The organism is Curtobacterium sp. A7_M15 (assembly GCF_030705415.1).
Lineage (GTDB): Bacteria > Actinomycetota > Actinomycetes > Actinomycetales > Microbacteriaceae > Curtobacterium.
The window spans coordinates 1-23485 of sequence record NZ_JAUZED010000052.1 but is presented as its reverse complement, the minus strand read 5'-3'; the positions used below and the strand labels follow the sequence as shown (position 1 = coordinate 23485).

Here is a 23485-nt window from a genome sequence, read left to right as displayed (position 1 = left end):
GCTCGTCCGCGGCGCCCTCGCCCGGCTCGTCCGCGGCGTCGGCCGACCGGCCGGACGCGACGGACGACTGGTCGGCGACTCCGGTCCCGTCCGCGACCGACTGACGGACGGGAGGCGCGGGTCGCCCCCGCACCGCGCCTCCCGACCGGTGGTTGGTCGTGACCGTCGTGCCGTGCTACAGTTCTCGAAGCCAAAGACCGCCGGTTGTCGTGCTGCGTGCAGCACGACCGAAGGTCCTCACTCATGAGGCAGCCCGCGCAGGTGTTCCGAACCACTCCTTCCGTTCGCGGGGGAGCAGCTCCGAGCCTCTGCGCCGGAGCTTTTTTCATGTGGTGGAGTCCTGGGGCTAGCCGGCAAGAACCCCAAGGAGAACCATGGCGAACAAGGAAGCTGCGGTCGCCGAGCTCACGGAGTCCTTCCGTAGCTCGAACGCCGTTCTGCTCACCGAGTACCGCGGTCTCACGGTCGCGCAGCTCAAGGAGCTCCGCAACTCGATCCGTGAGCACGCCACGTACGCCGTGGTGAAGAACACGCTGACCAAGATCGCGGCGAACAACGCCGGCATCTCGTCGTTCGACGACGAGCTCGCCGGTCCGTCCGCTCTCGCCTTCGTCCACGGTGACACCGTCGCCGTCGCGAAGTCGCTGCGTGCATTCGCCAAGGCGAACCCCGAGCTCGTGGTGAAGGGTGGTTACTTCGACGGTAACCCGCTCTCCGCGACCGAGGTGGACAAGCTCGCCGACCTCGAGTCCCGTGAAGTCCTGCTCGGCAAGCTCGCCGGCGCCTTCAAGGCCTCGCTGTTCGGTGCTGCGTACCTGTTCCAGGCCCCGCTGTCGCAGGCCGTCCGCACCGTGGACGCCCTTCGCGACAAGCAGGAGTCCGCGGCCTGATCAGGCCCGCGTTCCACAACCACACGTATTAGCTAGTAGTAGGAGAAAATCATGGCGAAGCTTTCGCAGGACGAGCTCATCGAGGCCTTCAAGGAGCTCACGCTCATCGAGCTCTCGGACTTCGTGAAGAAGTTCGAAGAGGTCTTCGAGGTCACCGCTGCTGCCCCCGTCGCGGTCGCCGCGGCCGGTGGCGCTGCTGCCCCCGCCGAGGAGGCCGAGGAGAAGTCGGAGTTCGACGTCGTCCTCAAGTCCGCCGGTGACAAGAAGATCCAGGTCATCAAGGAGGTCCGTGGCCTGACGTCGCTCGGCCTCGGTGAGGCCAAGGCGCTCGTCGAGACCGCCGACGCCAAGATCCTCGAGGGTGTCAACAAGGAGACGGCCGACAAGGCGAAGGAGGCCCTCGAGGCCGCCGGCGCCACGGTCGAGCTCGCGTAAGTACTGCTTGCGCACGAAGGCCGCTGCCCCCTCGGGGCGGCGGCCTTCGTCGTGTGTGGGGGAGTTGCGCGGGCGGTGCGCGGGAGCGGGGTGCGCGGGAGCGGGGGCGGCGCGACTTTTCGCGCTGAGCGACACTTCACGCCGGCCGACGCCCGTGAGATGTCGCTGAGCGCGTGAGATCGTCTCCGTCAGATCTGGATGCCGTGGGCCCGGAACAGCGCTCGGAGGCGATCGAGCTCGACGAGGTGCCACCACGTGACGCGGATGACCGTGCGCACGGCCGGGAGCGATCGGAGCCGGTCCTCCCGGCGCTTCTCGGCCCAGAGCACGTCGCCGGGGGCTCGCCCGTCGAGCATGGTCGGGTCCACGTACTTCTGCCGACCGTCGAACTCGACGACCACACCGAGTGACGGGAACCAGAAGTCGACTCGATCCGTCGAACCGTCCGGGTGGCGGAACTCCACCTGTGGTTCACAGGGCGGGAGCCCGAGCTCGACGAAGCGGATCGCGGTGAACGACTCGCCGACCGATTCGTGTCGGGCGTCGAGTCCGGCGAGTACCGCCTCGGCGCGCACCGACCCTCGGGCCGGGCGCAGCGGCACGGCCTGCTGGAGATCCGGGAGTGCCAGTGTTCCGGCTCGCAATGCCGCGTCGAGGGCGACCGCCGCGACGTGCGCCGGCTCCGTCGCGATGACGGCCACGGCCGTGTCCAATGTGCAGGTGACCGGGACACCCTCGAAGGGGCGCGCGCGGGTGCAGGGGACTCGGTCGCTCGGGTGACGGATGAGTCCGGCGCGGTGCTGGATGACCGGCACCGCCCGATCGATGACGTGCACGCGGTCCGGTGCGTCGCCGATCACGGGCCAGCCGTGGATGAGCGCGGCGCTGAGGTGCGAGAAGACCGATCCCTGTCGCAGTCGTGGTGCGACTGCGCGGGCCCTGACGAGGTGGCGGCCGACCGTGTCGAGTCGCTCCCAGTCGTCGGTGGAGATGTACACACCCGCGAGCAGTCGGACCAGCGTCCCCGCCGTGTGTCTCCGCTGGAGCAGCCGGGCGTGCGACGGGTCCGCGGTGGTCGCTCGGAGCAGGAGGGGGCGCTGTGCTGGCGAGTTCATGCGCACAGGCTGACCGTTCTCGAGTGGCGCGCGAGCGACCAGTCGCCATCTGTGGACGAGCGGGCGCTGCCGCGGCGGCTGTGGACGGAGCAGTTCACGCGCTGAGCGACACTTCACGGGCTGCGGCGCCCGTGAAGTGTCGGTCAGCGCGTGAAGTCCGCCCGCGACCCGCGCGGCGCCGCGGCACGGCGCCGCCCGCCCGCGTCAGCGCAGCGTGCTGTGGCGGCGGCCGTAGGCCAGGTAGAGCGCGGCGCCGGCCACCATCCAGATGCCGAAGGCGATCCAGGTGCCGACGCCCAGGAACACCGCGAGCAGCACGCAGCAGAGCGCGCCGAGGATCGGCACGACGGGGAACAGCGGCACCCGGTACGACCGCTCGAGCGACGGCTGGGTCCGACGGAGCACGATGACCGACACGTTCACGAGGGCGAACGCCACGAGCGTCCCGATGCTCGTCGCGTCCGCGAGTTCCCCGAGGGGCACCAGTGCGGCGACGATCGTCACGACGACCCCGATGATGAGGGTGTTCCAGACCGGGGTACCGGTGCGGTGCGAGACGCGCCCGAAGACCTTCGGCACGAGTCCGTCGCGGGCCATCGTGAGCAGGATGCGGGTCTGCCCGTAGAGCACGGTGAGCACGACGCTCGCGATGGCGACCACCGCGCCGATCGAAAACACGAGGGCGACCCACGGCTGCCCGGTGACGTCGACGACGATGCGCACGAGCGAGGCCTCGGTCGACGAGAACGACGTCCACGACCGGGCGCCGATGGCCGCGATCGCGACGAGGATGTACAGCACCGTGATGAGGGCGATCGACCCGATGATCGCGCGGGGGAGGTCCCGACGCGGGTTCTTCGCCTCTTCGCCGGCGGTCGACGCGGCGTCGAACCCGATGTACGAGAAGAACAGCCGGGACGCGGCCGCGGTGACCCCGGCGGCACCCATCGGTGCGAGCGGTTCGAAGTTCTGCGCCCGGAACGCCGTGAACGCGACGACGACGAAGAACACGAGCAGGGCGATCTTCACGATGACCATGAGCGTGTTCACCCAGGCGCTCTCCCGGGCGCCCGGGAGCAGGATCGCCGTGGCGAGCAGCACCAGGACGGCGGCCGGCAGGTTGACCATCCCGCCCTCACCCGGGGGAGCCGACAGCGCGGCCGGCAGGTGCAGCCCGAACACCCGCAGGGTCTCGTCGACGTACTCGCTCGCGCCGACCGCGACGGCGGCCACCGAGACCGCGTACTCGAGCACGAGGCACCACCCGCACACCCAGGCGATGCCCTCGCCCATGGTCGCGTAGGTGTACGAGTAGCTCGACCCGGACGTCGGCACGGCACCCGCCATCTCGGCGTACGACAGCGCCGAGAGCAACGCGGCGACACCGGCGACGACGAAGGAGATCCAGACCGCCGGCCCGGCGAGCGGCACGGCGGTCCCGAGGACGACGAGGATGCCGGTGCCGAGCGTGGCTCCGACACTGATCATCGTGAGGTGCCAGACCCCGAGCGAGCGTCGGAGCGGCTCACCGTCCACCCCCGCCGAGGCCTCGGCCTGCAGCTGCTCGATCGGCTTGCGTCGGGCGAGCTGTGCACGCAGGGACGTGGGGCGGGTGGACGCGGACGTCATGGGACCTCGAGTGGTGCGGGGACGGGGACGGCACATGGTCGCATGCCCCCTGAACGGGGTCAAATGGGCCACGGCGTCCCGATGTCCGACCCCGGGGCTAGGTTTGCAGCATGGACCGGGGTGACGCATCGTGAGCATGCACGGCGGGATGCGTGGTGGTGGCGGCGGTCGCGGTGGCGGCCGGATCTCCAGTGGCGACTTCGAGGCGCAGAAGGCCGCCAACGCCGAAGCGCCGAAGATCCCGCACCTCCTCAAGCGCATCGCCGGGCTGTTCGTACCGCACCGCAACGCGATCGTCCTGACCGTCGTGCTGGTGCTCGTCGGTGCCGCGATCTCGGTCGTCCCCCCGCTCCTCACCCAGCGCGCGTTCGACGAAGGGCTCTTCCCGAAGGGCGGCGGCGGGCCGGACCTGCCCGTGCTGTACGTCCTCGTCGGTGCCATGGTGGCGCTCTGGATCGCGAGCGCGGGGATCGGTGTCTGGCAGACGTACCTGACCGCGACCGTCGGCAACAAGGTCATGGGCGCGATGCGCATGCGGCTGTTCGGGCACCTCCAGCGCATGGAGCTCGCGTTCTTCACCCGCACGAAGACCGGGGTCATCCAGTCCCGCCTGCAGAACGACGTCGGCGGCGTCGCGAGCGTGCTGAACAACACGATCTCGTCGGTCCTGGGCAACACGGTGACGGTGATCGCCGCCGTCGTCGCGATGCTGCTCCTCAGCTGGCAGATGACCCTGGTCGCGGTCGTCCTGCTGCCCCTCCTCGTGATCGCACAGCGCCGGGTCGGTCAGGTCCGCGCCAAGATCGCCGCGCAGACGCAGGAGTCGCTGTCGGACATGACCGCGATCACGCAGGAGGCGCTCAGCGTCTCCGGCATCCTGCTCGCGAAGAGCTTCAACCAGCAGCGCGCGGAGACGCAGCGGTACGGCAACGAGAACCGCAACCAGATCCGCCTGCAGGTCCGTCAGCAGATGTCGGGTCAGTGGTTCTTCGCGATCGTGTCGATCTTCCTGTCGATCATCCCGGCGATCATCTACGTCGTCGCGGCGTACCTCATCATCGGCGACGTGCCGATCACGGCCGGCACGATCGTCGCCTTCACCACCGTGCAGTCCCGGCTGCTGTTCCCGACCGTCGGTCTGCTCCGCGTGGTGCTCGACCTGCAGACCTCGGGTGCGCTGTTCGCCCGCATCTTCGAGTACCTGGACCTCAAGCCGGCGATCACGGACCCGCCCACGGCGAAGCCCGTCGACGAGTCCCGGGTGGGCCACGTCGCGTTCGACGACGTGACGTTCACCTACCCCGACGGCGAGGTGGACAAGCCGACGCTCCGCGGAGTGTCGTTCGAGCTCCATCCCGGCCAGTTCGCCGCGTTCGTGGGGCCATCGGGTGCGGGGAAGACGACCGTGTCCTACCTCGTGCCGCGGCTGTACGAGGCGACCTCCGGTTCGGTCCGGTTCGCCGGACAGGACGTCCGCGACCTCGCGCACGAGGACCTGATGCGCCACGTCGGCATCGTCAGCCAGGAGACCTACCTGTTCCACGCCACCATCGGCGACAACCTGCGGTACGCCAAGCCGGACGCGACCGACGACGAGCTCGAGCAGGCAGCGCGCGCGGCGAACATCCACGAGACCATCGCCTCGTTCCCGGACGGCTACGAGACGGTCGTCGGGGAGCGCGGGTACCGGCTGTCGGGCGGCGAGAAGCAGCGGATCGCCATCGCGCGGGTGCTGCTCAAGGACCCACCGGTGCTCGTGCTCGACGAGGCGACGAGCGCCCTCGACTCGATCTCCGAGCGGGTCGTGCAGACGGCACTCGACAACGCTGCGGCGGGACGGACGACGATCTCGATCGCGCACCGGCTCTCGACGATCCGCGATGCCGACGTCATCTTCGTGCTCGATCACGGACGGATCGTCGAGCAGGGGACGCACGACGAACTGATCGACCTCGGTGGCACCTACGCGACCCTCCACCGGCAGCAGAACGCGCCCGTCGGCGCCTCCTGACGCGTTCGCACCCCTCGACCGAACGTCGCGCGTCACGACGCGCCCACCTGTCGGACGGGAGGCGCGGTGCGGGCCGGCACCGCGCCTCCCGTCCGTGTCGTCCGCCTCCGGACCGCGTGGCGCGCCCGACAGGTGTCGCCGGATGTCCGGCGGAAGCGGACACGACGGTTCCTCGTGTGGTAGCCCTGGACAGGACCCGAGCAGTGCCCCTGATCCGTGCCGCCCGATCGGAGTCCTCCGTGACCGATGCCCCGTCTCCGTCCGACCCGATCCCTCCGGCCGACGTCGCGCACCCGGCCGCGCGCGCCGAGGACGGACGGGGCCGCTCCGGGCGGTTCCGCGCGCTGCTGAGCAGCGGGTCGCTCGACGTGCAGTCGAAGCTCCTCGTGATGCTCCTGTCCGTCAGCGTCGTCGCCGCGCTCGTGGTGGGCGCGGTCGGGTACCTGAACGGTCGCGCCTCCCTGCAGGCGGCCGCGTTCAACCAGGTGACCTCCCTGCGAGAGGCCCGGATCACCGAGCTGAAACGGTCCTTCGGGCAGTTCACCGACACGGTCGTGGCGCAGACCCGCAACGCGAGCGTGATCGGCGCGACCAAGGGGTTCGAGTCGGGGTGGCAGGACCTGCGCGACCGTCCGGTGTCCGACGGGGACCGGTCGAAGGTCGACTCCTGGTACTCGGACACGCTGGTCCCGCAGCTCGACGCGGCGTCCGGGGGGAAGGCCGACCCGCAGCAGTTCACGCCCACCTCCGACCCGCAGGCGTACCTGCAGGCGCGGTACACGGCGCCCTTCACGGACTACGACGAGGCGATCGCCCAGGACGACGCGGGTGACGGCAGCGCGTGGTCGGCGACGCACGCCGAGTACCAGCCGTACTTCAAGCAGGCCGTGGAGACGGTCGGGTACGAGGACCTGCTCCTGATGAACACCGACGGCGACGTCATCTACTCGGCGTACTCCGGCGCGGACCTCGGGACGAATCTGGACGACGGCCCGTACCGCGACTCGAACCTCGCGACGGGGTACCGCGACGCGCTCCGGCTGACGAGTTCGGACGGCTTCGTGGTGACCGACTTCGAGCGGTACGTCCCGAGCCTGAACGTCCCGACGCTGTGGGTCATGTCGCCGGTGGGGGATGACGGGAAGATCATCGGCGTGATGGCGGTGCAGGTGCCCGTGGCGCTCATCAGCTCGATCATGACCGGGAACGAGGGCTGGAAGGCGGACGGTCTGGGGGACACCGGGGAGTCCTACCTCGTGGGTGACGATCGCCTCATGCGGTCGTACCCGCGGCAGCTGTTGCAGCACCCGGAGCAGTACGAGCGGGACGTGGTCTCGGCCGGCACAGCCCCGGCCGTCGCGAAGCGCCAGGTGCAGGTCAAGGGATCCGTGCTGCTGCAGGAGGTGAACACGACGCCTGTGAGCCGCGCGATGCAGGGGAAGACCGGGACGGTGATCGCGAACGACTACCGGGGGAAAGAGGTCCTCGCCGCGTACGCCCCACTCGAGGTCGACGGCCTGCGGTGGGTGGTCGTCGCCCAGATGGACACCTCCGAGGCGTTCGCGCCCGTGAACACCTTCGCCCGGAACCTCGCGCTCGCGCTCGTCGGGATCATCGTGCTCGTGTCGCTGCTCTCACTCCTGCTCGCCCAGGTGTTCGTCCGGCCGATCCGTCGACTGCAGCGGGCCGTGAACCGGGTCAGCGCCGGGGAACTCGGCGTCGAGGTCGCCACGAAGGGCGGCGACGAGATCGGGGACCTCGGGCTCGCCTTCAACGACATGAGCCGGAGCCTGCAGGTGAAGCAGGACCTCCTCGACGAGCAGCGGCGGCAGAACGACACCCTGCTGCTGACGATGATGCCGGAGGACGTCGCGAAGCGGTACAAGCAGGGCGACGACACCATCGCCGCCGAACACCAGGACGTCGCCGTCGTCTACGCGGACCTGATCGGCTTCGACGACTTCGCGAGGGGACTGTCGGCCGAGGAGAGCCTCGCGCTGGTGAACGACATCTGGCGGGCGATGGACGAGGCGGCCGGCCGGTACGGCATCGAGCGGGTCCGGACCACCCGGGCCGGGTACCTCGCGTCCTGCGGTCTGAGCGTCCCGCGTGTGGACAACGTGCGGCGGGTGGTCGAGTGGGCGGAGGAGTCCCAACGCGTCGTCGAGCGGTTCAACGCGCAGCACGGGTCTCGGGTGGGCCTCCGCGCGGGCATCGACGCCGGACAGGTCACCAGCGGACTCGTCGGTCGTGCCAGCCTGGTGTACGACATGTGGGGCGACGCCGTGAACCTCGCCTACCGGGTGCAGGGCATCGCGCCCTCGCCGGGGGTGTACGCGACACAGCGCGTGGTCGACAAGCTCGGTGACCGGAGCGGGGTCGTCGACGCCGGGCAGGTCCAGACCCAGACGGGGCCGCAGCGGATCTGGAAGCTCGAGCAGGTGCAGCCGTGACCCCGTTCTGGCAGGAGGCCTGGTTCTGGCCCGCGATCGTCGTGATCGTCGGACTGCCGGTCGTGCTGCTCGTGCTCACCGAGCTGCAGTCGAACCTCCAGCGCCGGGGCAACTCGCTGCACAAGGTGGTGGGGCTGCTGCGGAACGCGGTCATCCCGGTCATCGCGATCCTGATCCTCAGCGTCCAGGTCACGGAGGCGGTGGATCCGTCCCGTCCGGTCGTCAACCAGGTGATCGGGACGGTCCTCGGCTTCCTCCTGATCGTCTTCCTGCTCAACGGGATGAACGTCCTGCTGTTCACGAACGCCCGGAAGGGTTCGTGGCGCGAGAAGATCCCCGGAATCTTCGTCGACATCGCCCGCGTCATCCTGGTGGCGATCGGCCTCGCGGTCGTCTTCCACATCGTGTGGGGGACCGACATCGGTGGCATCTTCACGGCGCTCGGCGTCGGGTCGTTCGTCATCGCCCTCGCCCTGCAGACGGCCGTCGGTCCGATCGTCGCCGGGCTCTTCCTGCTCTTCGAGCAACCGTTCCGACTCGGCGACTGGCTCGACATCGGCGGCGCACGCGGCCGGATCGTCGAGGTCAACTGGCGGTCCGTGCACATCGACACGGGCAACGGCATCCTCATCACGCCGATCGGATCGCTCGCCGGCTCGTCGTTCACGAACCTCAGCCGGACGGGAGGCACGTACCCGGTCTCGACGGCCGTCACGTTCACGACGGACGACGCTCCGGCAGCCGTGGTCGCCCTGCTCCAGCGGGTCGCGTCGGGTCTGCCCCAGCTCGCGCCGGGCACGAGCCCGTCCGCAGAGCCGACCGGCGGTGCCGGCTACGCGGTGTCCTTCGAGGTCGGCGGCCCGTCTCAGGAGGGCCCCGCACTCGCGCAGTTCCGGATGTGGCTCTGGTACGCGGCTCGACGCGCCCGCCTCGGGTTGGACGGCGACACCACCGACGACTTCGTGACCGACGAACGCCGGGATGCCGCCCTCGCGTCGATCGCTCCGACCCTCTACCTCGCCGCCGACGACGTCACCGCGCTCCGGCAGGTCGTGACGCTCGAGCGGTACGCCGCGGGCGAGGTGATCTCGCGACCCGGCGTCGTCCCGACGGCGATCCGGTTCGTGCTCGCCGGCAGTGTCGAGCTCCGCGTACCGTTCGGTGACGAGCAGCTCCCCGCGACCCGGGTCGAGGCCGGCGACTACGTCGGGCAGACCTCGCTCACCCGGGAGGTCGTCCAGACGTTCCAGGTGGCGCTCACCGAGGTCGCCGTGCTCGTCGTCCCCGTCGAGGCCATCGACACGATCGTCCGGTCGAACCCACAGCTCGCCCGTGACATCGGAGCGGTGATCGACCGGCGGCACCAGGACGTCGCGGACACGCTGGCGGCGCGCGCCGGACAGTCGCGTCAGGGCGTCACGTCCGGGAGCGTCCCCGGGACCGCCATCTAGACTCGAGGACGTGCGTTACGCGAACTCCGTGGTCGACCTCGTCGGCGACACCCCGCTCGTCAAGCTCAACCGGGTGACCGAGGGGGTGCGCGCGACCGTCCTCGTGAAGGTCGAGTACCTGAACCCCGGCGGCTCGTCGAAGGACCGCATCGCCACGAGGATCATCGACGCGGCCGAGGCCTCCGGGGACCTGCGCCCCGGCGGCACGATCGTCGAACCGACCTCGGGCAACACCGGCGTCGGCCTCGCACTGGTCGCACAGCAGCGCGGGTACCGCTGCGTGTTCGTCCTGCCCGACAAGGTCGGCGAGGACAAGCGGAACGTGCTCACCGCGTACGGCGCCGAGATCGTGGTGACGCCCACCGCCGTCCCGCCGGAGCACCCGGAGTCGTACTACTCGGTGTCCGACCGCCTGGTCCGCGAGATCCCCGGCGCGTACAAGCCGAACCAGTACGCGAACCCGAACGGTCCGCGCAGCCACTACGAGACCACCGGTCCGGAGATCTGGCGCGACACTGAGCAGCGCGTCACCCACTTCGTCGCGGGCGTCGGGACCGGTGGCACGATCTCCGGCACCGGGCGGTTCCTCAAGGAAGCGAGCGACGGCCGCGTCCGCATCGTCGGCGCCGACCCCGAGGGCTCCGTGTACTCGGGCGGCACCGGTCGCCCGTACCTGGTCGAGGGCGTGGGCGAGGACTTCTGGCCCGACGCCTACGACGCCGGTGTGCCCGACGAGATCATCGCCGTGTCCGACGCCGACTCGTTCGCCATGACCCGTCGGCTCGCCCGTGAAGAGGGTCTGCTCGTCGGCGGATCGAGCGGCATGGCGGTCGTCGCCGCGCTCCGCGCCGCCCGTGACCTCACCGAGGACGACGTGGTGGTGGTGCTCCTGCCGGACGGCGGCCGCGGCTACCTCGGCAAGATCTTCAACGACCGGTGGATGCGCTCCTACGGCTTCGCCGAGACCGAGGACGAGCGGACCGTCGGGGCGCTCATCGCGGGCAAGGACGGCAGGTTGCCCGACCTCGTCCACGCCCACCCGGCGGACACCGTGCGCGAGGTCGTCGACATCATGACGAAGTACGGCGTCTCCCAGATGCCGGTGCTCAGCGCCGAGCCGCCCGTCGTCATCGGCGAGGTCGTCGGCGCGGTGGCGGAGAAGGACCTCCTTGAGCAGGTCTTCACCGGCGCCGCGAAGATGGCGGACGCGCTGTCCGCGTTCGTGGGGGCCCCGCTCCCGCTCATCGGCGTCGGCGAGTCCGTCTCGGCGGCACGGCGAGCGCTCGAGACCGTCGACGCGCTCCTCGTCGTCGAGGACGGCAAGCCCGTCACCGTCCTGACCCGCCACGACCTCCTGACCTACCTGTCCGAGTAAGGAACCGCAGCAGCATGACCGAGTTCAGCACCCGCGCCGTCCACGCCGGCCAGGAGCCCGACGGCCCCACCGGAGCCGTGATCCCGCCGATCCACCTCACGTCGACGTACGTGCAGGACGGCGTCGGCGGCATGCGGAACGGCTACGAGTACTCGCGCGCCGGCAACCCGACGCGCGACTCGCTGCAGACCCTGTTGGCGGACCTCGACGGCGGCGTGGCGGCGTACTCCTTCGCGTCCGGGCTTGCCGCCGAGGACGCGCTGCTGCGCGCGACGCTCGTCCCCGGGGCCCGCGTGGTGATGGGCAACGACGTCTACGGCGGGACCCACCGCCTGGTCAGCCGACTGCACGTGCCGTGGGGCGTCGAGCTCGTCGTCGTCGACATGAGCGACACCGACCGTGTCCGCGCCGCACTCGACGGGGCCCCGGCGCAGACGGTCCTCTGGGTCGAGACCCCGACGAACCCGCTCATGAAGATCGCGGACATCGCCGCACTCGCCGAGATCGGCCACGCGGCCGGTGCCGTCGTCGTCGTCGACAACACCTTCGCGTCGCCGTACCTGCAGCAGCCGCTGTCGCTCGGCGCCGACGTCGTCGTGTACTCGACGACCAAGTACCTCGGCGGCCACTCCGACGTCGTCGGCGGCGCGGTCGTCCTCGCCGACGACGAACTCGCCGCGAAGGTGCAGTTCCTGCAGTTCGGCGCCGGCGCGATCTCGTCGCCGTTCGACGCGTTCCTCACCACGCGCGGCATCAAGACGCTCGCGGTCCGGATGGAGCGGCACTCGCGGAACGCCCAGGCCGTGGCCGAGGCGCTCGTCGGGGCGCCCGGTGTCGAGCGCGTCTACTACCCGGGCCTCACCGAGCACCCCGGGCACGACGTCGCGGCCCGTCAGATGCGCGGCTTCGGGGGCATGCTGTCGGTCGCGCTGAGCGGTGGGCCCGAGGCGGCGCGGCGCTTCGCGGAATCGACCGAGGTCTTCGCGCTCGCCGAGTCCCTCGGCGGGGTCGAGTCGCTGATCGGGTACCCGTCCGAGATGACGCACGCGTCGGTGAAGGGGACGGAACTGGCCGTGCCGGAGAACGTCGTGCGCCTGTCCGTCGGCATCGAGGACGCCGGCGACCTGGTGGCGGACCTGCAGCAGGCGCTCGCTCGCTGACCCGCCCCGGTCGGCGGCGGCCCGTGCGTCAGCGGGCGGCCCTACGATGATCGGGTGAGCACCGCGGCGACGAGGACCAGTCTGTTCAGCGGGCCCTACGCCCTCGCCACCGTCGGCATGGTCGCGATCGTCGCGGTGGCCGCGTTCCAGAACCTGGCGATGACCACGGTCATGCCGGAGATCAGCCGCGACCTCGACGGCGAGACCCTCTACGCGCTGGCGTTCGCCGCGCCGCTCGCCGCCGGGGTGCCGGGCATGGTCCTCGCGGGCAACTGGACCGACCGTGCCGGCGGCCGCATCGTGGCGTGGGTGTCCGCCGGACTCTTCGCCCTCGGCACCGCCGTCGTCATGCTGGCCCCGACGATGGAGGTCTTCCTCGTCGGCCGACTCGTCGAGGGCTTCGGCGCCGGCGCGATCGACGTCGTGCTCTACGTGCTCGTCGCCCGGATCTTCCCCGCCGACCTGCACGGCCCGGTGTTCGCCGGGTTCGCCGCCGCGTGGGTGGTGCCGGCGCTCGTCGGTCCGGCGCTCGCGGGCATCGTCACCGACGTCTGGAACTGGCACTGGGTGTTCGCCGGTGCCCTCGTCATCGCGGTCGGCGCGTTCTCGCTGCTCGTCCCGACCCTCGGCCGGCTGCACCCACCCGCACCCGAGCTCCGTCCGGCGTGGCAGCGATCCCGGATCGGCTGGTCGATCGCGGCCGCCGTCGCGATCCTGCTCCTCAACGTCGCCCCGGACCTCGGGGCGTGGGCAGGGGTGGCCGCCGTGCTCGTCGGTCTCGTCGGGACGTGGACCGCGCTCCGCCCGCTGCTGCCGGTCGGCACCTTCCGTGCCGCCCCCGGGCTGCCGTCGGTGATCCTGCTGCGGGGTCTCGTCGCCGCGTCGTTCTTCGGCAGCGAGGCGTACGTGCCGTTCCTCCTGCAGGCGAAGGACGGCCTGTCCGCCTCGGCAGCGGGGCTCGCGCTGACGGTCGCGGCGCTCAGCTGGGCCGGGTCGAGCTGGCTGCACGGACGGCTCGGCGAGGAGCGGCTCACCGCACACCGGACCTTCTCGATCGGTCTCGCCCTCGTCCTCGTCAGTCTGCTCACGGCACTGTCGGTCGCCGCCTTCGGCCTGCCGTGGTGGCTGCTCGTCGTCGGCTGGTTCGTCGGCGGTGCGGGCATGGGGGCGATCTACCCCCGCACCTCCATGCTCACGCTCCGCTTCTCCGGCGAGGGCGACGACGGGTTCGCGAGCTCGGCCCTGACCATCGCCGACGCCTCGGGCAGCGTGATCGGACTCGCCGTCACCGGACTGCTGTTCACCGGGACGGGCGGCGCCGGTGCGACCGTGTCGTTCCCGCTCGTGTTCGCCGGCATGACCGTGATCGCGGTCCTCGCCGTCGCCGCGGTGCGTCGGCTCGGCCCGGTGACGGCAGCGTCGGCGGTCCCGGTGGGCGGGTAGCGTGGCGGTCGTGCTCCTCCGCGTCCTCACCGCCACCGTCGTCGTCGGGGCGGCCCTCGCCCTGGCCGGCTGCCAGGGCACGACGTCGGCCGCGCCCACGCCCGTGCAGAGCACGGACCTGACCAGCTCCGACGGCGGGTTCGACCAGCACGCGGTCATCGGCGTGGTCCTCGAACCCGGGCAGGACGCGCTCGGCGCCGACCTGCGCGCCGGGCTCCGCGACGCCGGCTTCGCTCCGGACGTCCGTGTCGCGCCGACCGACGGGTCCGCCGCCGCGCAGCGCACCGCGGTCGACCAGCTCGTCCGCACGGGCGCGAAGGCGTTGCTCGTCCGGGCGGTCGACGCATCGGCGCTCACCGGCGTGATCCAGACCGCACACGATGCCGGGGTCGTGGTGGTGTCGCTCGGCGACCCGCTGCCGACGAGCGGCACGGGCGGCGACGGGGTGTCGGCCGACTACCGGGTGCCGGCCGGAGACGACCGGGCCGACCTCGTCAGCGGTGCCGTCGACGTGGTCCGGTCGCTGCAGCGCGGGGAGAAGCCCACGACCGACTGACGGCCACCCGGGCCGGTCGTCAGCGCCACCACGACGGGAACGACAGCACGATGGTGTCGACGAGCGCCTTCCGGGAGCGTCGCGGTCCGGCGAGCCAGGCCTCGATCGCACCGACGAAGCCCTGCGCCACGAACCCGGCGGCGACGTCGTCGAGGAGTTCCGGCCGGTGCTCCCGCTCGAGCGTCCGGATGTGCTGCTCGCTCGACACCGTGAAGTGCTCCACGAGGAGCCGGTGCAGCGACGCGTCGTTCGGGTCCGGCAGCGCCTTGCCGTAGATGTCACGGTGCGCGACGACGTGCTCGACGACGGCGTTGATGCCGCGCCGGGTGATCGTCGCGAACTCGTCGGCTCCGGCGCCTCGGGCGAAGGCCGTGCGGCGGATCTCGGCGTCGTCCTCGCGGATGCGGTCGAGTTCCGGCGTGAGGACGTCGGCGAGCAGCGAGCCGGGGGAGACGGCGTGCGAGTAGAACGTGGCGCGGTTGATGCCGGCCGCCCGCGTGACGTCGGCGACCGTGATCTCGGACACCGGCCGGTCTGCGGCGAGTCGAAGGATCGCCTCGCGCAGGGCGGCGGTCGTGTGCAGGATGCGGGCGTCCACCATGACGCCACCCCCTTCTGATCCGGTCTCGTCCCGCTGGTGATCCGGCGGAACGGGCGCGACGACGTCCACCGCGGTCGAACGGCGACGAGCAGTCCGACGCTACCGCATGCCCCGCGTCGGAACGGGTGGGAGCCGTGGCAACACGCGGGCGAACGCCCGGGACTGCTGCGGCGACGCTCGTGGGAGCCGTAGGATGGTTCCGCGGACGAATCGATTCGATCGACTCCGCGATCACCTCCCCCTCCCCTCACCGTCGAAGGACTCCTGCTCGTGACCGCGCCCGCCACCACCGGTTCGCTCCGCGTCGTCCTGCACCCCGGAGACTCGCTCTCCCGCGGCCAGCGACTCGTCTACGTCTTCGTCCTGGGCGCCCTCACCGCGCTCGGGCCGTTCACCATCGACCTCTACCTGCCGGCGTTCCCGTCGCTCAAGGACGACTTCGGCATCACCGACGGGGCGGTGCAGCTCACCCTGACGGCGACGACGCTCGGTTTCGCGGCCGGGCAGCTGCTCGTCGGTCCCTGGAGCGACAAGGTGGGCCGCCGGCTCCCGCTCATCGTCGCGACGAGCCTGCACGTCGCCGCGTCGCTCGGGGCCGCACTCGCACCGAACGTCGAGGTCCTCGCGCTCTTCCGCGTCCTGCAGGGCATGGGCGCCGCGGCCGGTGGAGTCGTCGCGATGGCGACCGTCCGCGACCTGTTCGGCGGCAAACCGCTGGTGCGGATGCTGTCCCGTCTGGCGATGGTGAACGGGCTCGCGCCGATCCTCGCGCCGCTCATCGGTTCGCAGATGCTCCGGTTCGTCAGCTGGCACGGCATCTTCGTCTTCCTCGCCTGCTACGGCGCCGCCGTCGTGCTCGCAGCGGTCCTGCTCATCGTCGAGACGCTCCCGCCGGCCCGACGCCACGAGGCCGGGCACTCCACGATCGGGCAGCGGTACCGGGCGCTGTTCTCCGATCGCGTCTTCGTCGGCGTCGCGCTCATCGGGGCGATGGTCTTCAGCGGACTCTTCTCGTACCTCAGCGCATCGCCGTTCCTGTTCCAGGGCCTGTACGGCCTCGACGCGCAGCAGTACGGCCTGCTCTTCGCGGTGAACTCGGTCGGCGTCGTCGTCGGCGTGCAGGTCTCCGCGCGGCTCGCGCAGCGGATCGGACCGCAGTGGATCCTCGCGTGCTCGACTGGGACGCTGTTCCTCGCCGCCGTCGCGATCATGGTGCTCGACCAGCTCGGCGCCGGGCTCGTCGGGGTCCTCGTCCCGCTCTGGTTCTTCATCGCCGCGTGCGGGTTCTCGTTCCCGCTCGTCCAGGTGATCGGGCTCGCCGCGCACGGCAAGGAGGCCGGCACCGCCGCCTCGCTCCTCGGCGCGCTCAACTTCGGCGTGGCGGGCATCATCTCGCCCGTCGTGGGCTGGATCGGCATCACGACTGCGACGCCGATGGCGGCGGTGATGGCGTGCACGTCGGCGGTCGCGATCGTGCTGCTGTGGGCGGTCGTCCGACCGAGGACGGTCCCGGCGCTCACGCACTGACCGTCGGAGGGCCCCACGGAGGCGCCGGACAGGACCGTCCGCCCGTTCGTATGCTGAGGCCATGAGCGACGCGGTGGCGCAGGCACGGGCAGCGGCCGAGGCAGCGAAGCAGGCGGCTGACGAGGCCCGGCGCCTCGCTGACGAGGCGGTGCAGCGGGCCGAGGAACTCGCGGCCGCGGTGGCAGCGCAGGCTCCGGAAGGCCAGCAGAGGCGGCTCGACCCCGACGCGGAGCCGGCTGTGGTGGACTCCCCGTCTCCGGCGGGCCAGGAGGCGCGGCTCGCCCCCGACGCGGAGCCGGCGGTCGTCGGGTCCCCGGCCCCGGCGGTGGACGCCACCACCCCGGCGGGCGAGCCGCCGTCGACGACCGGCACCGTGCCTCCCGAGCCGTCGGCGACGACCGCGACCGACGGACCGCTCGGCGCCGACGCGGTCGCCGCGATCCGCGCGGGCTACGAGGTCGCGGGCAGCGCCCTGCAGCTCGGTGCGCTCGTGAACGGCCGGGCGGTGCCCGACGTGCAGGTCCGGATCCCGCTCGGCATGCTCAACCGACACGGCCTCGTCGCGGGCGCGACCGGGACGGGCAAGACCCGGACGCTGCAGGTCCTCGCCGAGCAGATCGCCGCGAGCGGGGTGCCCGTCTTCGCCGCGGACATCAAGGGCGACCTGTCCGGCCTGGCGGTCGCGGGCACGCCGAACGACAAGCTCCTCGCGCGCACCGCCGGCATCGGACAGGAGTGGCGCGGCGTGGCGAGCGAGGCGGAGCTCTACTCCCTCGGCGGACAGGGGACGGGCGTGCCGATCCGCGCGACGGTGTCCGGGTTCGGGCCGCTCCTGCTGTCGAAGGTGCTCGGGCTGAACGACACGCAGGAGTCCTCGCTCGGCCTCGTGTTCCACTACGCGGAGCGGGCCGGGCTGCCGCTCGTCGACCTGTCCGACCTGCGGAGTGTGCTGACCTTCCTCGTGAGCGACGAGGGCAAGGCGGAGCTCGCCGAACTCGGCGGGCTGTCGAAGCAGACCGCCGGGGTGATCCTGCGCGAGCTGATCACCTTCGCCGACAAGGGAGCCGACCAGTTCTTCGGCGAGACGGAGATCGACACGACCGTGTTCCTCCGCACCGCGGCCGACGGTCGGGGGATCGTCAGCCTGCTCGAGGTCCCGGGCGTGCAGGACCAGCCCGAGGTCTTCTCGACGTTCCTGATGTGGCTCCTCGCCGACCTCTTCAACGAGCTCCCGGAGGTGGGCGACCAGGACAAGCCGAAGCTCGTGTTCTTCTTCGACGAGGCGCACCTGCTGTTCAGCGGGGCGTCGGCGGACTTCCTCGAGCAGATCGTCCGCACGGTCCGGCTCATCCGCTCGAAGGGCGTCGGGATCTTCTTCGTCACGCAGACCCCGAAGGACGTCCCGAACGACGTGCTCGCGCAGCTCGGCTCGCGGATACAGCACCAGCTGCGAGCGCACACCCCCGACGACGCGAAGGCGCTGCGGGCGACGGTGTCGACGTACCCGACGAGCGACTACGACCTCGGTGAGGTCCTCACGTCGCTCGCCACCGGTGAGGCGATCGTCACCGTGATGAACGAGAAGGGTGCGCCGACGCCGGTGGCGTGGACCCGGCTGCGCGCCCCCGAGGGCTCGATGGACCCGATGCCCGCGGCCGAGATGGCGGCGCGGGTGCAGGCCTCACCGCTCCTGGCCACCTACGGCACCAGGCTCGATCCCGACTCGGCGTACGAGATGCTCGCCCGGCGGATGGAGGCGGCAGCAGCGGACGCGGCTGCCGCCGACGCCGAGAAGGCCGCGGCGACCGCGGCTGCCGAGGCGGAGAAGGAGGCGGCCCGTGCCGCTGCCGCCGCCGCGAAGGAGGCCGCGGCGAAGGAGAAGGCCGAGGCGCGGGAACGTGCGACGGCGCAGAAGGAGTACGAGCGGGCGCAGCGTGAGTTCGAGCGTGCCGAACGGGCGGCCGAGGCTCGGCGGACGAAGCGGACGAGCACCCGGACGACGGCATCACGGAAGGCGGACGATCCGCTGTCGGACCTGCTCGGGTCCGGGCTGGGCAGGACGATCGCCAAGGAGGTCGTGCAGGGGATCTTCTCGACCCTGCGCCGCCGTCGCTGAACGGACGCGTCCGGCCTCGCCGGACGATCAGCGTCGTCGGACGGTCGGCGTCGTCGGACGGTCGGCGTCGTCGGACGGTCGGCGTCGTCGGGCGATCAGCCCAGGAGGCCGGTGGTTTCGACCACGAGCAGCGCTGCGACCGCGAGGACCGCCACCGTGCCGACCACGACGTACGCCCGTCGGTGCTCGTACCAGGACCGGCTCGCCGGGTACCGCCGCACGAACTCGCGGATCGACATCGGCCGGGTCTCGTCGGTGACCTGCACGCCGAGGGCGTCCACGATGCTGTCGATGCCGGCGTCGCTCCAGGTGTCGGCACGGAGGCGGAACAGGTGGGCTCCGGCGTCGTCGAGGGCGATGAGCTCGCGCGTGGTGCGCTCGACCGCGCTGCCGTACGTCGTGGCGAGGACGAGGCTGTGGACGCGGTCGCGGTCCACCCGACGGTTCGGCGTGAGGACGCCACGCACGGTGATCGCCACGGGGTCGATGCCGATGAACGCGGTTCCGAGCCGCACGAACACCACCGCGACGGCGGCTGCGAGCACGATGACCGCACCCGCGACGATCGGCCAGAGGCGCATCGGGAGGGAGACCCAGACGAGGGCGACGGCGAGGGGGACCGCCGAGAACACGACGCTCATGATCGTCGAGCGCACGAGCGAGCGACGCGGACGGAGCACCACGTCGTAGGCGGTCGCGCTCGGCCGAGCAGCTGCCGGTGCCGTCAGGTCCCCCACGTGGACTCCTCGTCCCTCGGGTGCCCGGGCCGCGTTCGACGCCCGCCCGGGGAGCGACGCCCCTGCCGCTCCGTGCACCGTGTCCGACCCGTTCCGGGGTCGTCCGTCCGGGAAGTCTAGACGACCGAGGGGCAGCGGGGACAGCCCGTTCCACCCCTCGACATCCATTTCCGGCCAGTCCATGGCGAACGGGGTGCGGTGTGGTCCGTCGGGTGGGGGACCGACTCCGGCCGAAACGAGCAGAGCGCGTGACCGGGAGGGTCACGCGCTCTGTTCGCGATGGCGGAGAATGGGGGATTCGAACCCCCGAGGGCTTGCACCCAACACGCTTTCCAAGCGTGCGCCATAGGCCACTAGGCGAATTCTCCTGGCGCCGTCTTCCGACGGCGACACCCAATGGTACAGGTTCCCGAGGGTGCTCACGACCGCGTGTCGGGTGGGCCCGGAACCTCCCAGATGTCCTGACATGTCGCACGACTACCCTGGACGCGTGTCGACCCGCATCTACATCACGTCAGCAGAAGGACACACGGGCAAGAGCACCGTCGCCCTCGGTGTGCTCGAGACCCTCGCACGATCGGTGGGACGGGTCGGGGTGTTCCGGCCGGTCGCCCGCTCGGTCGACGAACCGGACTACGTGCTCGAGCTCCTGCTGCAGCACACCGCGGTCGGCATCTCCTACGACGACGCGGTCGGTGTCACCTACGACGACGTCCACGCCGACCCGGACGCCGCCCTCGCGACGATCGTCACCCGCTTCGCCCAGGTCGAGCGGCAGTGCGACGCGGTCGTGGTGCTCGGCTCCGACTACACCGACGTCGGCAGCCCGACCGAGCTGTCGTTCAACGCCAAGGTCGCGGTCAACCTCGGTGCGCCGGTGCTGCTCGTGCTCGGCGGCCGCGACGCCGCCGAACGCGGTGCCCGCACCCCCGAGGACATGGCGCAGGTCGCCGACGTCACGACGAGCGAGCTCCGCGCCGCGCACGCGCAGCTGTTCGGCATCGTGGTGAACCGCGCCGACCCGGACGCGCTGACGTCGGTCGTGTCGAGCGTCCAGCGGGCCGTGAGCGACGACCACCCCGACCTGCCCGTGTGGGCCATCCCCGAGGACCGCGTCCTCGTCGCCCCGACCGTCCGTGCCCTGCTCGAGGCCACCGGTGCGACCCTGGTGCGCGGCGACGAAGCGCTGCTCGACCGCGAGGCCCTCGGCACCGTCGTCGCCGGCATGAGCATGGAGAACGTGCTGCCCCGGCTGATCGAGGGCGGGATCGTCGTCGTCCCGGGGGACCGCAGCGACGTGCTCATCGCGACGCTCCTCGCGAACCAGTCCGAGACGTTCCCGAGCCTCGCCGGCGTCATCCTCAACGGCGGGTTCGAGACCGCACCGCAGATCTCCCGGCTGCTCGAGGGGTTGTCGAGCTCGCTGCCGATCGCGCAGAACGACCTCGGCACCTACGACACCGCCCTCCGGATCACCCAGACCCGCGGACGGCTCGCGGCGGACTCGCCCCGCAAGGCCGACCTCGCGCTCGCCCTGTTCGAGCAGCACGTCGACGCCGACGCCCTGCGCGACCGTCTGCAGCTCACGCCCTCAGGGGTCGTGACGCCGCTCATGTTCGAGCACGGACTGCTCGACCGGGCCCGCGGGTACGGCAAGCGCATCGTCCTGCCCGAGGGCGAGGACGACCGCATCCTCCGCGCCGCGTCGACGCTCCTGCAGCGCCAGGTGTGCGAGCTCACGATCCTCGGCGACCCCGCGGCGATCCGCACGCGGGCGACCGAGCTCGGCCTCGACCTCGACGCCGCACAGCTCGTGTCCCCGTTCGACCCCGAGCTCCGCGAGCGCTTCGCCGAGGAGTACACCCGGCTCCGAGCCCACAAGGGCATGTCGATCGAGCTCGCCCGCGACACCGTGACCGACGTGTCCTACTTCGGCACGATGATGGTGCAGCTCGGGCTCGCCGACGGCATGGTCTCCGGAGCGAAGCACACCACGGCGCACACCATCCGGCCGTCGTTCGAGATCATCAAGACCCGCCCGGACACGTCGATCGTCTCGAGCGTCTTCCTGATGGCGCTCGCCGACCGGGTCCTGGTCTACGGCGACTGCGCGGTCATCCCGGACCCGACCAGCGAGCAGCTCGCGGACATCGCGATCTCGTCGGCGGAGACCGCCACGCAGTTCGGGATCGACCCACGCGTGGCGATGCTCAGCTACTCCACGGGCGACAGCGGCTCCGGAGCGGACGTCGACAAGGTCCGCGCCGGCACCGCCTTCGTGCGGGAGCGCCGCCCGGACCTGCTCGTCGAGGGGCCGATCCAGTACGACGCCGCGGCCGACCCGACGGTCGCGTCGACGAAGATGCCGGACTCGCCCGTCGCCGGCCGCGCGACGGTGTTCATCTTCCCCGACCTCAACACGGGCAACAACACGTACAAGGCCGTGCAGCGCTCGGCCGGTGCCGTCGCGATCGGCCCGGTCCTGCAGGGGCTCCGCAAGCCGATCAACGACCTCTCCCGCGGTGCGCTCGTCGGCGACATCGTCAACACCGTCGCCATCACCGCGATCCAGGCCGGCACCGCGTCCGACGCGAGCTGAGCGGCGAACCCGCACCGCGCCCGACGCACGCCGACCGACCGACCCGCCCCGTGCCTCCCGTCCGACCGAGAAAGTGACCCATCCCGTGACCGCAGCCCTCGTCGTGAACTCCGGATCGAGTTCGTTCAAGTACCAGCTCATCGAGCTCGAGGGGGAGCGGACGCTCGCCTCCGGGCTCGTCGAACGCATCGGCGAGTCGACGGGAGCGTGGAAGCACACGAACGCGCTCACGGGGGAGTCCTCGTCGAACGACTCGAGCCCGGTCGCCGACCACGCGGCCGGCTTCCAGGCGATGATCGACGCCTTCGCGAAGGTGGGCCCCTCGTTCGACGAGTACCCGCCTGCGGTCGTCGGCCACCGCGTCGTGCACGGCGGCACCACCTTCGACCGCGCCACCGTCGTGACGGACGAGGTCGAGCAGCAGATCGAGGACCTGTCGAGCCTCGCGCCGCTGCACAACCCGGCGAACCTCGAGGGGATCCGCGCCGCGAAGCAGGTCTTCTCCGACGTGCCGCAGGTCGCCGTGTTCGACACCGCGTTCCACCAGACGATGCCGCCGCACGCCTACACGTACGCGATCCCGGCCGACCTCGCCGCGAAGTACGCGATCCGTCGCTACGGCATGCACGGGACGAGCCACAAGTACGTGTCCGAGCAGGCCGCCGAGTTCCTGGGGCGTCCGCTCACCGAACTGAAGACGATCGTGCTGCACCTCGGCAACGGGGCGTCCGCCGCGGCGATCGACGGTGGGAGGTCGATCGAGACCTCGATGGGACTCACACCGCTCGAGGGCCTCGTGATGGGCACGCGCTCCGGGGACCTCGACCCGGCGGTGCTCATCCACCTCCACCGCGAGGCCGGGCTCTCGTTCGACGAGCTCGACACCATGCTCAACAAGGAGTCCGGGCTGCTCGGCCTCACCGGCAACGGCGACATGCGCGACGTGCAGGACGCGGCGCTGGGCGGCGACGAGGAGGCCGAGGCGGCGCTCGCCGTGTACCGGCACCGGATCCGCCGGTACGTGGGCGCGTACACGGCACAGCTCGGCGGGCTCGACGCGGTGGTCTTCACCGCGGGGGTCGGCGAGAACAACGCGCTGCTGCGCCGGAGGGTGCTCGCCGGGCTCGAGCACCTCGGCATCGAGATCGACGCGGACCGCAACGAGTTGGCCTCGCGAGAGGCTCGGCGCATCTCCACGGACGGCTCGCGTGTCGCGGTGCTCGTCATCCCGACGAACGAGGAACTGGAGATCGCCCGGCAGTCGGCTGCGGTCGCGCTGTAGCGCGCCGGGGGTGCGGCGCGCGCTGGTGCGCGCTGGTGCGCGCGGTGCGGCCTGCCGTCGCTCCGCGCCCCGGTGCGGTCGTCGCGCCCCGCCTCACCGGGGCGC

General features: G+C 71.3%; 17 protein-coding genes and 1 tRNA gene. 13 read left to right on the top strand and 5 right to left on the bottom strand.

Going from position 1 to position 23485, the window contains the following annotated elements; translation table 11 throughout:
* The first annotated feature begins 374 nt into the window (after window positions 1–374).
* Both rplJ and rplL read left to right on the top strand, forming a co-directional pair.
* Entirely contained in the window at window positions 375–890 is a 516-nt protein-coding gene (gene rplJ, locus Q7F20_RS10925) for a 50S ribosomal protein L10 (protein ID WP_305740116.1), read from the top strand.
* A gap of 51 nt (window positions 891–941) precedes the next feature.
* Window positions 942–1325: a 50S ribosomal protein L7/L12 gene (rplL, locus tag Q7F20_RS10920; RefSeq protein WP_305740115.1), complete on the top strand. Its 384-nt coding sequence runs from the start codon at window positions 942–944 to the stop codon at window positions 1323–1325.
* A 188-nt stretch (window positions 1326–1513) separates the two neighbouring features.
* Here the strand turns inward: rplL and Q7F20_RS10915 are convergent, their stop codons facing one another.
* Together Q7F20_RS10915 and Q7F20_RS10910 are read right to left on the bottom strand one after the other, a co-directional pair.
* Window positions 1514–2440, bottom strand: a complete 927-nt coding sequence (locus Q7F20_RS10915; protein WP_305740114.1) for a hypothetical protein — start codon at window positions 2438–2440, stop codon at window positions 1514–1516.
* A gap of 204 nt (window positions 2441–2644) precedes the next feature.
* Entirely contained in the window at window positions 2645–4069 is a 1425-nt protein-coding gene (locus Q7F20_RS10910) for an amino acid permease (protein ID WP_305740113.1), read from the bottom strand.
* Between the two features lie 136 nt (window positions 4070–4205).
* On the opposite strand from Q7F20_RS10910, the gene Q7F20_RS10905 reads away from it, so the two are divergent.
* The 7 genes from Q7F20_RS10905 to Q7F20_RS10875 all read left to right on the top strand — a co-directional run bounded on the left by Q7F20_RS10905 (window position 4206) and on the right by Q7F20_RS10875 (window position 14518).
* On the top strand, window positions 4206–6080 hold the full coding sequence (locus Q7F20_RS10905) for an ABC transporter ATP-binding protein (RefSeq protein WP_305740117.1): 1875 nt from the start codon (window positions 4206–4208) through the stop codon (window positions 6078–6080).
* Window positions 6081–6319: 239 nt separating this feature from the next.
* On the top strand, window positions 6320–8533 hold the full coding sequence (locus Q7F20_RS10900; protein ID WP_305740112.1) for an adenylate/guanylate cyclase domain-containing protein: 2214 nt from the start codon (window positions 6320–6322) through the stop codon (window positions 8531–8533).
* On the top strand, window positions 8530–9984 hold the full coding sequence (locus tag Q7F20_RS10895; RefSeq protein WP_305740111.1) for a mechanosensitive ion channel family protein: 1455 nt from the start codon (window positions 8530–8532) through the stop codon (window positions 9982–9984). The genes Q7F20_RS10900 and Q7F20_RS10895 overlap by 4 nt, the downstream gene beginning before the upstream one ends.
* A gap of 10 nt (window positions 9985–9994) precedes the next feature.
* Window positions 9995–11359 carry a cystathionine beta-synthase gene (locus Q7F20_RS10890; RefSeq protein WP_305740110.1) on the top strand — a complete coding sequence of 455 codons (1365 nt, stop codon included), beginning with the start codon at window positions 9995–9997 and terminating at the stop codon, window positions 11357–11359.
* Window positions 11360–11373: 14 nt separating this feature from the next.
* Window positions 11374–12519, top strand: coding sequence for a cystathionine gamma-synthase (locus Q7F20_RS10885; protein WP_305740109.1), 1146 nt, complete (start codon window positions 11374–11376; stop codon window positions 12517–12519).
* A gap of 54 nt (window positions 12520–12573) precedes the next feature.
* Window positions 12574–13962 (top strand): MFS transporter, encoded by a 1389-nt coding sequence (locus tag Q7F20_RS10880; RefSeq protein ID WP_305740108.1) that lies wholly within the window; start codon window positions 12574–12576, stop codon window positions 13960–13962.
* 10 nt (window positions 13963–13972) lie between these two features.
* Window positions 13973–14518: a substrate-binding domain-containing protein gene (locus Q7F20_RS10875; protein WP_305740107.1), complete on the top strand. Its 546-nt coding sequence runs from the start codon at window positions 13973–13975 to the stop codon at window positions 14516–14518.
* Window positions 14519–14537: 19 nt separating this feature from the next.
* Here Q7F20_RS10875 and Q7F20_RS10870 read toward each other — a convergent pair whose 3' ends face one another.
* Window positions 14538–15119 (bottom strand): TetR/AcrR family transcriptional regulator, encoded by a 582-nt coding sequence (locus tag Q7F20_RS10870; protein WP_305740106.1) that lies wholly within the window; start codon window positions 15117–15119, stop codon window positions 14538–14540.
* A 270-nt stretch (window positions 15120–15389) separates the two neighbouring features.
* On the opposite strand from Q7F20_RS10870, the gene Q7F20_RS10865 reads away from it, so the two are divergent.
* The gene (locus tag Q7F20_RS10865) at window positions 15390–16646 is read left to right on the top strand and encodes a multidrug effflux MFS transporter (RefSeq protein ID WP_305740105.1); all 1257 of its coding nucleotides are present in this window, start codon (window positions 15390–15392) and stop codon (window positions 16644–16646) included.
* A 61-nt stretch (window positions 16647–16707) separates the two neighbouring features.
* On the top strand, window positions 16708–18762 hold the full coding sequence (locus tag Q7F20_RS10860) for a helicase HerA-like domain-containing protein (protein ID WP_305740104.1): 2055 nt from the start codon (window positions 16708–16710) through the stop codon (window positions 18760–18762).
* 95 nt (window positions 18763–18857) lie between these two features.
* Here the strand turns inward: Q7F20_RS10860 and Q7F20_RS10855 are convergent, their stop codons facing one another.
* Both Q7F20_RS10855 and Q7F20_RS10850 read right to left on the bottom strand, forming a co-directional pair.
* Window positions 18858–19499: a hypothetical protein gene (locus Q7F20_RS10855; RefSeq protein WP_305740103.1), complete on the bottom strand. Its 642-nt coding sequence runs from the start codon at window positions 19497–19499 to the stop codon at window positions 18858–18860.
* Between the two features lie 280 nt (window positions 19500–19779).
* Window positions 19780–19867: transfer RNA gene (locus tag Q7F20_RS10850), tRNA-Ser, on the bottom strand.
* 122 nt (window positions 19868–19989) lie between these two features.
* On the opposite strand from Q7F20_RS10850, the gene pta reads away from it, so the two are divergent.
* On the top strand, window positions 19990–22098 hold the full coding sequence (gene pta, locus Q7F20_RS10845) for a phosphate acetyltransferase (RefSeq protein WP_305740102.1): 2109 nt from the start codon (window positions 19990–19992) through the stop codon (window positions 22096–22098).
* Window positions 22099–22183: 85 nt separating this feature from the next.
* Window positions 22184–23380 (top strand): acetate/propionate family kinase, encoded by a 1197-nt coding sequence (locus Q7F20_RS10840; RefSeq protein WP_305740101.1) that lies wholly within the window; start codon window positions 22184–22186, stop codon window positions 23378–23380.
* The last annotated feature ends 105 nt before the right edge of the window (window positions 23381–23485 follow it).